14 protein-coding genes, 1 tRNA gene and 1 pseudogene are annotated in these 11,533 nt (G+C 72.5%); 11 read left to right on the top strand and 5 right to left on the bottom strand.

The genetic code is table 11. The features are described from left to right. A partial coding sequence (locus A6Q79_RS09965) for a GntR family transcriptional regulator (protein ID WP_317698035.1) occupies positions 1–602 on the bottom strand: 602 nt, incomplete at its 3' end. A 93-nt stretch (positions 603–695) separates the two neighbouring features. Between A6Q79_RS09965 and A6Q79_RS09960 the strand changes: the two genes are divergently transcribed. The 10 genes from A6Q79_RS09960 to rdgB all read left to right on the top strand — a co-directional run bounded on the left by A6Q79_RS09960 (position 696) and on the right by rdgB (position 8,917). After that, a complete protein-coding gene (locus A6Q79_RS09960; RefSeq protein WP_286689618.1) occupies positions 696–1,130 on the top strand; it encodes a M67 family metallopeptidase in 435 nt (144 codons plus the stop codon). Between the two features lie 41 nt (positions 1,131–1,171). Beyond that, positions 1,172–1,504, top strand: coding sequence for a MoaD/ThiS family protein (locus A6Q79_RS09955; protein ID WP_286689617.1), 333 nt, complete (start codon positions 1,172–1,174; stop codon positions 1,502–1,504). Between the two features lie 4 nt (positions 1,505–1,508). Then, complete coding sequence (locus A6Q79_RS09950) at positions 1,509–2,459, top strand: PLP-dependent cysteine synthase family protein (RefSeq protein WP_286689616.1); 951 nt, start codon at positions 1,509–1,511, stop codon at positions 2,457–2,459. Between the two features lie 50 nt (positions 2,460–2,509). Next, on the top strand, positions 2,510–3,487 hold the full coding sequence (locus tag A6Q79_RS09945) for a ribose-phosphate pyrophosphokinase (RefSeq protein WP_067855709.1): 978 nt from the start codon (positions 2,510–2,512) through the stop codon (positions 3,485–3,487). A gap of 216 nt (positions 3,488–3,703) precedes the next feature. Further along, on the top strand, positions 3,704–5,179 hold the full coding sequence (locus tag A6Q79_RS09940; protein ID WP_286689615.1) for an ABC transporter substrate-binding protein/permease: 1,476 nt from the start codon (positions 3,704–3,706) through the stop codon (positions 5,177–5,179). Further along, the gene (locus A6Q79_RS09935) at positions 5,176–5,946 is read left to right on the top strand and encodes an amino acid ABC transporter ATP-binding protein (protein WP_286689614.1); all 771 of its coding nucleotides are present in this window, start codon (positions 5,176–5,178) and stop codon (positions 5,944–5,946) included. The genes A6Q79_RS09940 and A6Q79_RS09935 overlap by 4 nt, the downstream gene beginning before the upstream one ends. Before the next feature lie 58 nt (positions 5,947–6,004). Further along, positions 6,005–6,811: a glutamate racemase gene (murI, locus tag A6Q79_RS09930; protein WP_067855715.1), complete on the top strand. Its 807-nt coding sequence runs from the start codon at positions 6,005–6,007 to the stop codon at positions 6,809–6,811. After that, positions 6,808–7,557: an MBL fold metallo-hydrolase gene (locus tag A6Q79_RS09925; RefSeq protein ID WP_067855718.1), complete on the top strand. Its 750-nt coding sequence runs from the start codon at positions 6,808–6,810 to the stop codon at positions 7,555–7,557. The genes murI and A6Q79_RS09925 overlap by 4 nt, the downstream gene beginning before the upstream one ends. 23 nt (positions 7,558–7,580) lie before the next feature. Further along, positions 7,581–8,303, top strand: a complete 723-nt coding sequence (gene rph / locus A6Q79_RS09920; RefSeq protein WP_067855721.1) for a ribonuclease PH — start codon at positions 7,581–7,583, stop codon at positions 8,301–8,303. Further along, on the top strand, positions 8,300–8,917 hold the full coding sequence (gene rdgB / locus A6Q79_RS09915; protein ID WP_286689613.1) for an RdgB/HAM1 family non-canonical purine NTP pyrophosphatase: 618 nt from the start codon (positions 8,300–8,302) through the stop codon (positions 8,915–8,917). The genes rph and rdgB overlap by 4 nt, the downstream gene beginning before the upstream one ends. Positions 8,918–8,929: 12 nt before the next feature. Here rdgB and A6Q79_RS09910 read toward each other — a convergent pair whose 3' ends face one another. Both A6Q79_RS09910 and A6Q79_RS09905 read right to left on the bottom strand, forming a co-directional pair. After that, positions 8,930–9,748 carry an SGNH/GDSL hydrolase family protein gene (locus A6Q79_RS09910; protein ID WP_286689612.1) on the bottom strand — a complete coding sequence of 273 codons (819 nt, stop codon included), beginning with the start codon at positions 9,746–9,748 and terminating at the stop codon, positions 8,930–8,932. Between the two features lie 84 nt (positions 9,749–9,832). Beyond that, entirely contained in the window at positions 9,833–10,297 is a 465-nt protein-coding gene (locus A6Q79_RS09905) for a tRNA (cytidine(34)-2'-O)-methyltransferase (RefSeq protein WP_286689611.1), read from the bottom strand. Positions 10,298–10,323: 26 nt separating this feature from the next. Here A6Q79_RS09905 and A6Q79_RS09900 point away from each other — a divergent pair, with 26 nt between their 5' ends. Beyond that, complete coding sequence (locus tag A6Q79_RS09900) at positions 10,324–10,764, top strand: SRPBCC family protein (RefSeq protein WP_286689610.1); 441 nt, start codon at positions 10,324–10,326, stop codon at positions 10,762–10,764. Between the two features lie 282 nt (positions 10,765–11,046). Here the strand turns inward: A6Q79_RS09900 and A6Q79_RS18635 are convergent. Continuing rightward, positions 11,047–11,301 (bottom strand): annotated as a pseudogene (locus A6Q79_RS18635) (PfkB family carbohydrate kinase); the annotation flags it as partial. 76 nt (positions 11,302–11,377) lie between these two features. Next, positions 11,378–11,459, bottom strand: a tRNA-Leu gene (locus A6Q79_RS09895). Positions 11,460–11,533: the final 74 nt, after the last annotated feature.

The raw sequence follows: 11,533 nt of genomic DNA, 5'->3' as shown, positions 1-11,533 counted from the left end.
GTGCGGACGTGCTGCGCCAGGACCGCCTCCACGCGGTCGGCGTCGCCCTGCTCGATCGCGTCGACGAGCGCGACGTGCTCCGCGTGCACGGGTGCGGGGTCCGCGTGCTGCTGCAGCGCCCAGCCGAGGACGCGGCGCAGCGGTCGGGCGGTGCGGCGCACGGTCGGTGCTGGCGCGAGGTCGAGCAGGCGCAGGTGGAACTCGGCGTTCAGCCGTACCGCGTCGGCCTCGCGTCCGCCGTCGATCGCCGACCCGGCGCGCATCAGCAGCGTGCGCAGCGACGACAGGTCGGTGCCCGTGGCGAGCAGGCGCCGCACGGCCACGGCGTCGAGCGCGTGCGCCACCTCCAGCAGCTCGCTCACCTGGTCGGGGGAGAGGTCGCTCACCGCCACGCCTCCCGTGGCCCGTTCGGTGGCGAACCCCTCGACGACCAGCTGGTGCAACGCCTGGCGCACCGGGACGCGCGAGACGCCGATCCAGTCGGCGAGCCGGCGCTCGACGAGACGTTGACCCGGCACGAGGTCACCGGCCACGATGAGGTCGCGGAGCACGTCGGCAGCGCGGTCGGCGTCGAGCGCACCCTCGCGGCGGGTCTTTGGCATACCAAAAGCGTAGCGGGTCGGTCGGCGGGCTCGTCCGTCTCGCGACCCAGACGTCGCCCGGCGTCCCTGCGCCACCTCGCTAGACTCGCCGCCGTGCTGACCATCGACCGCGCGACCCGTGACGCGATCATCGCCCACGCGCGCCGCGACCACCCGGACGAGGCGTGCGGCGTCGTCGCCGGGCCGATCGGCTCCGACCGTCCCGCGCGGCACGTGCCCATGGTCAACGCCGCGATGTCGCCCACCTTCTACGAGTTCGACTCCGGCGACCTGCTGCGGCTCTACCGCGACATGGACGACCGCGACGAGGAGCCCGTGGTCATCTACCACTCCCACACGGCCACCGAGGCCTACCCGTCGCGCACCGACGTGAACCTCGCGTCGGAGCCGAACGCCCACTACGTGCTCGTCTCGACCCGCGACGGCGGCGAGGTCGAGGGCACCGACGTCGACTTCCGGTCCTACCGGATCGTCGACGGCGAGGTGACCGAGGAAGAAGTCACCGTCGTCGAGCGTTACGACACCTGAGCACACCACCCCCCGAACCCCGGAAGAGAGCGACGACACCGATGGCCATCGAGGTACGGATCCCGACCATCCTGCGCACCTACACCGACGGCGAGCGCGCCGTGCAGAGCGAGGGCGCCACCGTCGCCGAGCTCGTCGAGAACCTCGAGGCCGCCCACACCGGCATCAAGGAGCGGCTGGTCGAGGACGGCAGCGTCCGCCGCTTCGTGAACGTCTACGTCAACGACGAGGACATCCGCTTCACCGGCGGGCTCGAGACCGCTGTCTCCGACGGCGACACCGTCGTGATCCTGCCCGCCGTCGCGGGTGGCTCCGTCGACGTCGCCGCGGTGTCTCCTGCCGCCCAGGGCCCGGCACCCCTGCCGGGTTCCTGAGCCGGTGACCCGCTTCGACTCGCTCGTCGACTCCGTCGGCGGCACGCCCCTCGTCGGGCTGCCGTCGCTGTCGCCGTCGCCGGAGGTCCGGCTGTGGGCGAAGCTGGAGGACCAGAACCCCACCGGCTCCATCAAGGACCGCGCCGCGCTCGCCATGATCGAGGCGGCCGAGGCCGACGGTCGGCTGACGCCCGGCTGCACGATCCTGGAGCCGACCAGCGGCAACACCGGCATCTCCATGGCGATGGTCGCCAAGATGCGCGGCTACCGGATGATCTGCGTCATGCCGGAGAACACGTCCGAGGAGCGTCGCCAGCTCCTGCGGATGTGGGGCGCCGAGATCATCCCCTCGCCCGCCGCGGGCGGCTCCAACGAGGCCGTGCGGGTCGCGAAGGGGCTCGCCGAGGAGCACCCCGACTGGGTGATGCTCTACCAGTACGGCAACCCCGCCAACGCCGAGGCGCACTACCGCGGCACCGGGCCTGAGATCCTGGCCGACCTGCCCGAGGTGACGCACTTCGTCGCCGGGCTGGGCACCACCGGCACGCTCATGGGCACGGGTCGCTTCTTCCGCGAGGCCAAGCCCGACGTGCGGATCGTCGCCGCCGAGCCGCGCTACGGCGAGCTCGTCTACGGCCTGCGCAACCTCGACGAGGGCTTCGTGCCCGAGCTGTACGACGCCGACCTCATCGACGCGCGGTTCAGCGTCGGCCCGCGCGACGCCGTGCGGCGCGTGCGCGAGCTGATCGAGCACGAGGGCATCTTCGCGGGCATCTCCACCGGCGCCATCCTGCACGCGGCGCTCGCCCAGGCGGCGAAGAGCCAGAAGGCCGGCGAGCGCGCCGACATCGTCTTCATCGTCTGCGACGGCGGCTGGAAGTACCTGTCCACCGGCGCCTACGAGGGCACCCTCGACGACGCCGAGGACGCGCTCGACGGCCAGCTGTGGGCCTGACCTCGCCGTTCGCGGTTCCGGGGCGGCGCCACCTCCGCTAGCCTCACCGTGTGCGCGACATCGTGGTCTTCTCCGGAAGCGCCCACCGAGCCCTGGCCGAGGCCATCTGCAGCGAGCTCGGCACGAGCCTCTCGCCGTCGGAGACCGTGCGGTTCAGCAACGACTGCCTGCAGTCGCAGCTGCTCGCCAACTGTCGCCAACGTGACGTGTACATCGTGCAGCCGCTGGTGCCGCCGACGCAGGACCACCTCATGGAGCTGCTGCTCATGGTCGACGCCGCGCGCGGTGCGTCGGCCGCGTCCATCACCGTCGTCGTACCGCACTACGCGTACGCGCGCTCGGACAAGAAGGATGCGTCGCGCATCTCGATCGGCGGCAAGCTCGTGGCCGACATGATGGCCACCGCCGGCGTGAACCGCGTGGTCACCATGACCCTGCACGCACCGCAGGTGCACGGCTTCTTCTCGATGCCGCTCGACCACCTGACCGCCATCGGGGAGCTCGCCGACCACTACCGCGACTCCGACCTGTCGAACGCCGTGGTCGTCTCGCCCGACTTCGGCAACGCGAAGACCGCGTCGCAGTTCGCGCGGCTCCTCGGCCTGCCGGTCGCGGCCGGCAGCAAGCAGCGCAAGGCCGACGACAAGGTCGTCATCGACGCGATCGTCGGCGACGTCGCCGGCAAGCGGGCCATCGTGCTCGACGACGAGATCGCCACCGGGGGCTCCATCGTCGAGCTCGTCTCGATGCTGGAGCGCCAGGGCGTCACGGAGATCTCCGTGGCGTGCACCCACGGGCTGTTCACCGGCAAGGCCGTGGAGCGGCTGCGCGACCACCCGGGCATCGCCGAGGTCGTCACCACCGACACCGTCCCGCCGCCGGCCGACTGGCCCGCCCTGCGCGTGCGGTCCGTCGCGCCGTTGTTCGCGCGGGCCATCGCCCGGATCCACGCCGGCGAGTCGGTGAGCAGCCTCTTCGACGGCGTCGACCCCACCCACGCCCCGCCGCAGCCCAAGCTGCCCCTCTGACGCCCCCTCCCGCCAGCGGTGACTTCTCCACCGCAAGCTGCGACGTCCGTCTCGGCGGTGAGTTCTCCACCGTGTGGGCGCTGGGACGGTGGCGAACCCACCGCCGACCCCGATGCGGTGGAGACGTCACCGTCTGGGGAGGCGTCCGTGTGTGGGACCGGGGTGCCGACGTCGGTCAGCCGGACTAGGGTCGAGCGACGACGAAGGGGGTCCGGCGTGAGCCGACGTGTGCTGGGGCTGCTGGGCGGCCTCGTGCTGGCCGTGCTGTCGCCGCTGCTCCTGGTGGCGCCGGCGCAGGCAGCCGACGGGGACGGCGCCGGCCGCGAGGTCGTGGTCGGCACCGAGGGCACCTACCCGCCCTTCTCGTTCAACGAGGACGGCCGGCTCACGGGCTACGACGTCGACGTCATGAAGGCCGTGGCGAAGGAGGCCGGCTGGCGGCTGCGGTTCGTGCAGTCCCAGTTCGACGCCCTCTTCGGCTCGCTCGACGCCAGCCGCATCGACGTGATCGCCAACCAGATCACCATCAACCCCGAGCGCGAGGCGCGGTACGCGTTCTCCGAGCCGTACGCCTACTCGCGGGGCGTCATCGTCGCGCGCAAGGGCTCCGACATCCGCACGTTGGCCGACCTGAAGGGTCTCACCACGGCGCAGTCGGCCACGAGCAACTGGTCGCAGGTGGCCAAGGACGCCGGTGCGAAGGTCGAGAACGTCGATCAGTTCTCCCAGGCCGCCGACCTGGTCGCCCGCGGCCGGGTCGACGCGATCGTCAACGACAACATCGCCGTCCTCGACTACCTCGCCACGTCGGGCAACGACCAGGTCGAGATCGTCGGCGACGCGGGCGACGAGGTCAGCCGCCAGTCGCTCGCGTTCCGCCAGGACGACGCCGACCTGGTGCGCGAGGCCGACCGCGCGCTCGACGCGCTGCGCGCCGACGGCACCCTGCAGCGGATCAGCGAGGACTACTTCGGCGCCGACGTCTCCGTCGAGGACGGGGGAGAGGCGCAGGTCGGCGGTCGCGACGAGGCGTCGTGGCTGACGAGCGTCCGCGAGGCCGCGTGGCCGGCGTTCGTCGCCCTGGTGAAGATCACCATCCCGCTCACCGCGATCAGCTTCGCGATCGGCCTCGCGGCGGCTGTGCTCATCGCCCTGGCCCGGGCGTCGTCCTCCCGGTGGCTCGCCTGGCCGGCCCGCTTCTTCATCTCCGCGGTCCGCGGCACGCCGCTGCTGCTCCAGCTCTTCGTAGTCTTCTACGGCCTGCCGCAGCTCGGGCTGGACCTCCCGTCCTTCCCGGCCGCGGTGCTGGCCCTCAGCGTCAACGTGGCCGGCTACGGCGCCGAGACGGTCCGGGGCGCGCTGCTGGCCGTGCCGCGCGGGCAGCACGAGGCCGCCGCGACCATCGGCATGTCGGGCCGTCTCGCCCTGCGCAGGGTCGTCCTTCCGCAGGCTGCGCGGATCGCCGTGCCGCCGCTGTCGAACACGCTGATCTCGCTGGTCAAGGACACCTCGCTCGTGTCGGTCGTGCTCCTCACCGACGTCACGCGCGTCCTCAACCAGCAGGCGTCCGCGTCGTTCGACTACCTGCCGCTGTACCTGCTCGGCGGCCTGTACTACTGGATCGTCTGCACCGTGCTCTCGGTGGCGCAGGGACGCCTCGAGACCCGACTGAACAGGTACGTGACGCCATGACCACGCCGTCGCTCCTGCAGGCCAGCGGCCTGCGCAAGACCTTCGGCGACAACGTCGTGCTCGACGGTGTCGACCTCGACGTGCCCGAGGGCACCACCACAGCCATCATCGGGCCCTCCGGCTCGGGCAAGACGACGCTGCTGCGCTCCCTCAACGCGCTCACCGTGCCCGACGCCGGCACCGTGTCCATCGGCGACGTGTCGGTCGACTTCGGGTCGCTGCCGCGCGGCAAGGAGGGACGTCGCGCTTGCGAGCGGCTGCGCGCGCAGAGCGGCATGGTCTTCCAGTCCCACGAGCTCTTCCCGCACCGCACCGTGCTCGGCAACCTCGTCGAGGGGCCCGTGCAGGTGCAGGGCGAGGACCCGGACGAGGCCGCCGCACGCGCCCGCGCGCTGCTCGAGCAGGTGGGTCTGGCCGGACGCGAGGACGCCTACCCGTCGCAGCTCTCGGGCGGCCAGCAGCAGCGCGTCGGCATCGCCCGCGCGCTGGCGCTGCGACCCCGCGTGGTGCTGCTCGACGAGCCGACGTCGGCGCTCGACCCCGAGCTGGTCGGCGAGGTGCTCGCCGTCGTGCGCGACCTCGCCTCGCAGGGGTGGACGATGGTGGTCGTCACGCACGAGATCCGGTTCGCGGCCGACGTGGCCGACACCGTCGTCTTCGTCGACGGTGGGCACGTCGTCGAGCGCGGACCCGCGCGCGACGTCGTCGACGCGCCCCAGCACGAGCGCACGCAGCGCTTCCTCGAGCGCGTCCTGCACCCGGGGTGACGATCATGACGGTCCCGGGACTGGCCGTGTCGCCGGACGGTCCGTAGGCTTGCGCCTCGTGGCGGACGCACCGATCGGGATCTTCGACTCAGGCTTCGGCGGCCTGACGGTCGCTCGAGCGGTGATCGACCAGCTGCCCCACGAGGCCGTGCTGTACCTCGGCGACACCGCCCGTCAGCCGTACGGCCCGCAGCCCATCCCCGCGGTCCGCGAGTTCGCGCTCGAGTGCCTCGACCACCTCGTCGCGCACGGCGTGAAGATGCTGGTCATCGCCTGCAACTCCGCGAGCGCCGCCGTCCTGCGCGACGCCCGCGAGCGCTACGACGTGCCCGTGGTCGAGGTGATCGTGCCGGCCACTCGTCGCGCGGCGCGCGCCACCCGCAACGGGAAGGTCGGGGTCATCTGCACCCGCGCGACCGCGGCGTCCCGTGCCTACGACGACGCCTTCGCCGCGAACCCCGGCATCGAGCTCCTCACGCAGGCGTGCCCCGACTTCGTCGACCTCGTGGAACGCGGCGTCACGAGCGGTCCCGAGGTCACCGCCGCCGCGGAGGAGTACCTCGCGCCGCTGCGCGAGGCGGGTGTCGACACGCTCGTGCTCGGCTGCACGCACTACCCTCTCCTGACCGGGGCGATCGCCCTGGCGATGGGCGAGGAGGTCACCTTGGTCTCGAGTGCGGAGGAGACGGCGAAGGACGTGTACGCCCGCCTGGTCCAGGACGACCTGCTCCGCGACCCCGCCGCGGGTGCGCCCGAGCACCGCTTCCTCACCACCGGCCGGCCTGACGAGTTCGGCGTGCTGGGCCGACGCTTCCTCGGTCCCGAGGTCGGCTCGGTCGGCCAGTTCGCGCAGGTGGTCGCGTGAGGCTCACCATCGTCGGCTGCGCGGGCTCCTACCCGGGGCCCGAGTCCGCCTCCAGCTGCTACCTCGTCGAGCACGAGGGCTTCAGGCTGCTGCTCGACCTCGGCAGCGGCGCCCTGGGCCCGCTGCAGCGCCACCTCGACCTGCGCGACGTCGACGCGGTGCTGCTGTCGCACCTGCACGCCGACCACTGCTTCGACCTCTCGGGCTTCTACGTGGTGAGCAAGTACCACCCGCAAGGCACCCTGCCGACGATCCCCGTCTACGCGCCCCAGGGCGCCGGTCCGTTCCTCGCGAGCAGCTACGGGCGCACCGAGGGACTGCAGATGGCCGACCAGTTCGACTTCCGCACGTGGGTCGACGGCGAGACCGTGCAGGTGGGGCCGTTCACGGTCACGCCACGCCTCATGGACCACCCCGTCGAGGCGTACGGCATGCGGCTCGAGGCCGGCGGCTCCGTGCTCGCCTACTCCGGCGACACCGCGCCCACGGAGGCCCTCGACGACGTCGCGCTGGGCGCCGACCTCTTCCTGTGCGAGGCGTCGTTCGTGGAGTCGGGGACGAACCCGCCGAACCTGCACCTGACCGGGGCCGAGGCCGGCGACTACGCCACGCGCGCGGGCGTCGGGCGTCTGCTCGTCACCCACGTGCCCGCCTGGACCGACCGCGACGAGGTCGCCGCCGACACGCGCTCGACGTTCGCCGGAGAGTTCGTGCTCGTGGAGGCCGGGCAGGTCTACGACGTCTGACGGACGTCGGTAGGGTCGCGACCATGACCACCCGCGAGGACGGCCGCGCCGTCGACGAGCTGCGTCCGATCACGATCACCCGTCACTGGCTCGACCACGCCCAGGGGTCCTGCCTGGTGGAGTTCGGCCGGACGAAGGTGCTGTGCGCCGCGTCGGCCACCGAGGGCGTGCCGCGCTGGCGCAAGGGCTCCGGCCTCGGCTGGGTCACGGCCGAGTACGCGATGCTGCCGCAGGCCACCCACGACCGTTCGCAGCGCGAGTCGGTCAAGGGTCGCATCGGCGGGCGCACGCACGAGATCTCGCGCCTCGTCGGGCGGTCGTTGCGTGCCGCGGTCGACTACAAGGCCCTGGGCGAGAACACGATCACCATCGACTGCGACGTGCTGCAGGCTGACGGCGGCACGCGGACGGCCGCCATCACGGGCGCCTACGTGGCCCTCGCCGACGCGGTCGCCCACCTGCGCGAGAAGGGTGCGCTCGCGGGCGAGCCGCTCGTGCAGTCGATCGCCGCGGTCAGCGTCGGCATCATCGACGGCACCCCGATGCTCGACCTGCCCTACGTCGAGGACGTCCGCGCCGAGACGGACATGAACGTCGTCATGACGGGGGAGGGCTCGTTCATCGAGATCCAGGGCACCGCGGAGGGCGCCCCTTTCGTCCGCTCCGAGCTCGACGCGCTGCTCGCGCTGGCCGAGAAGGGCTGCGCCGACCTGACGCGTCTGCAGCAGGAAGCCCTGCAGGCGTGACCCGCGTCGTCGTGCTGGCGTCGAACAACGCCAAGAAGCTCGCGGAGCTGCAGCGCATCCTCGCGCCGCTCGTGCCGGACGTGCAGGTGCTCGGGCTGTCCGACGTCGCCGACTACCCCGAGCCGGCCGAGACGGAGCCGACGTTCGAGGGCAACGCGCTGATCAAGGCGCGGGCGTGCCTGGAGGCCACGGGACTGCCGTCGCTGGCCGACGACTCGGGACTGTGCGTCGACGCGCTGAACGGCATGCCCGGTGTGCTGTCGGCGCGCTGGTCGGGGGTGCCGCGCAGTGAAGGCGGTGACAGGGCCAACAACCGGCTGCTGCTGAGCCAGCTGTCCGACGTCCCTCCGGAGCGTCGCACGGCGACCTTCGTGGCCGTGGTGGCGTTCTGCGCGCCCGACGGGCAGGAGCACATCGTCCGCGGCGAGATGCCGGGCCGCATCCTCGCGGCCGAGCAGGGCGAGGGCGGCTTCGGCTACGACCCGCTGTTCGCGGCCGACGGGTACGACGTGTCGACGGCGGAGCTCGCGCCGTTGGAGAAGGACGCCATCAGCCACCGCGGTCGCGCCCTGACGCAGGTCGCGCCGCTGGTGGCCCGAGCCCTGGGCGGCTAGCGCCCTGGGCGGCTAGGGCGTGGTGTCGGTCGCCGCCCGGGCCGTCGACTCCCGCTCGACCGGGGCGAGCCCGGTCGACCCGGGAGCGGGCTGGTCGAGGGCGCCGACGACCACGTCGGCCAGGGCGAGGCTGCCGGACAGCGTGGGGTGGACGCCGTCGATCGTGCGACCGTGCCGGTCGAGCGCACCCCGCGTGGGCACGTACTCCAGACCCTCGCGGAGCGCGGCGGCGTGCACGATCGACGTCACGCGACGCTGCTGCCACGGCTCGGTCGGGCCCCACGGGGGACCCAGCACCAGGATCCGGGTGCTCTCGGGCATCTGGCGCTTGACGAGGCGCAGGTAGCGCGTGACGGCCTGCTGCACGGCCGCGTCGGAGGAGGGGACCAGACGTCCCTCCGCGCACGACGCCCAGTCGTTGCGGCCGCCCTCGACGATGAACACCGACGGCGCCGGACCACGGAACGCGGCGCGGCGCTGGACGAAGGTGTCGCCGGTGCAGCCCATGCCCGGTCGCAGGTAGCCCGAGCCGGACTGCGCGTACGTGCGCACGGGCGTGTCGTAGTGCCGGGCCACGAAGCTCCACCAGCCCTGGTGCCGGCTGCCGGGCTCGTCGTCGTAGCGGGCCGTGATGGAGTCACCGACCACGACGATGCCGCGGGGGAACGGGTTGCGCGCGGCGACGGGCTCGCCGAGGACGGCCCGCTGGTCGGCGACCGTGGGCTCGCTGCCGACCGCACCCTGGTGACCCAGGGTGATCGCGAGGCTGGCGAGCAGACCGAGCACGAGGGCGCTGACGAGGACGTGTCGGTGGAGGGTACGTCGTGCCATCGTCTCGCTCTGTCCTCCCGTCGTCGCTCGTCGTCCCCAGCCTACGTCGCCCACGTCGAGTCAGGGGACGGAGTGACGGACGGCTCAGTGACCGCCGGCGAAGCCGTGCTGGCGCCAGGCCTCGTAGACGACGATGGCGGCGCAGTTCGCGAGGTTCATCGAGCGTCGGGCGGGCAGCATCGGCAGGCGCAGCTGGTCGGTCACACGGGGGTGCTGCTGCACGGCGTCGGGCAGACCGGTCGGCTCGGCGCCGAACAGCAGGACGTCGCCGGGCTCGTACGCGACGTCGGTGTAGGCGCGGGTGGCTCCGGTGGTGAAGGCGAAGACCCGCGCGTCGCCGAGCGCGGTCAGCGCCGCCTCGAGGTCGGCGTGCACGTGCAGCGTGGCGAGGTCGTGGTAGTCCAGGCCCGCGCGTCGCAGCTTCGGCTCCGAGAGGTCGAAGCCGAGCGGCTCGACGAGGTGCAGCTCCGCCCCGGTGGCGGCGGCGAGCCGGATCGTGTTCCCGGTGTTGCCCGGGATGCGCGGCTCGTGGAACAGGACACGGAACATGACGCCGTCACTCTAGGATGTCGGGCATGCCCGGACCGCACCCCCTCGGCCAGCCCAGGGTCCACGTGACCCACACGTTCCGCTCCGCGCCCGCCGACGTGTTCGCCGCGCTCGGCGAGCACGAGAACCTCGGCCGGCTGTTCGGCGCGAGCATCACGCGCCTGCGTGACGGTGAGACGTCGCGCAACGGTGTCGGGTCGGCGCGGACGCTGAAGATCGGCCCGCTGCCCGCGTTCGTCGAGACCGTGGTCGTGTCCGAGCCCGACGAGCGCATCGAGTACGAGATCACGCAGGGCAGCCCGCTCCGGGGCCACCGCGGCATCCAGGTGCTCACGCCGACCGCGGACGGCGGCACGCTGCTCGACTACACCATCCACTTCGACGCGCCGGTCCCCGGCGTGGCGGGCGTGGTCGCGAAGGTGCTGACCCAGAAGATCTCCGCGGGGCTGCCGCGGCTGCTGCCCTGACGGCGTCGGGGCAGGCGGGCTCAGAGCTCGTGCTCCCACGGCGGCTGGGCGCCCGCCCGGGCCACCCGCCCGGCTGGGCAGCAGGCTCGGCCGCACGTTGGGGTCGAAGGTCACCGTGCACATCGGGGCGAGGCGGCGCAGGGCGTCCTCCACCTCGTCGGCGCCCGGGTCGAGGAAGGCGGCGATCGACCCCGTGTGGATGATGTCGGGCACCTCCTCGGCCCAGATCCGACCCGGGTCCCAGACGATGTCGAACTCGTAGGTCGCGCTGCCGTCGTCGGCGAGCGTCGCCACGGCCGTGGAGGTGCGCTCGAGCTGCTTGAGGCCTGGCATGAGGCGCACGCCGGACTCGGCGAGGTGCATCCGCACCAGCGCGCCGAGGTCGTCGGTGGCCAGGCTCGTGGCCAGCACCGGGGTGACGCCCAGCCGACCGAGCCCGACCGCGACGTTCGCGGGACTGCCGCCGGGGTGCTCGGACCGGGAGCCGTCGGACCGTTCGACGATGTCGACGAGGGACTCACCGATGACGAGGACCATGCGCACAGTGTGCCGGTCCGGTGGCTCGCCGCACGACGCGCTCCGGCCGGGTGTGTCGCCCACGTGAGTGCCCCGGTGCCGGTGACAGGACTCGAACCTGCACGCCCAGGGGCACAGGAACCTAAATCCTGCGTGTCTACCAGTTCCACCACACCGGCGGGTGCGGCCCGAGTCTAGTGGGCGGCGCGTCCCGCACTCACCATGGTTGCCCGTCGCTCACCTGCGGATGCTT

Origin of the sequence: Aeromicrobium sp. REDSEA-S32_B7 (genome assembly GCF_001626145.1) — a bacterium.
In the GTDB taxonomy this organism is placed as follows: Bacteria; Actinomycetota; Actinomycetes; order Propionibacteriales; family Nocardioidaceae; genus Aeromicrobium; species Aeromicrobium erythreum.
The sequence above is the reverse complement of the archived record's forward strand: the minus strand, read 5'-3'. Positions and strand labels throughout refer to the sequence as shown.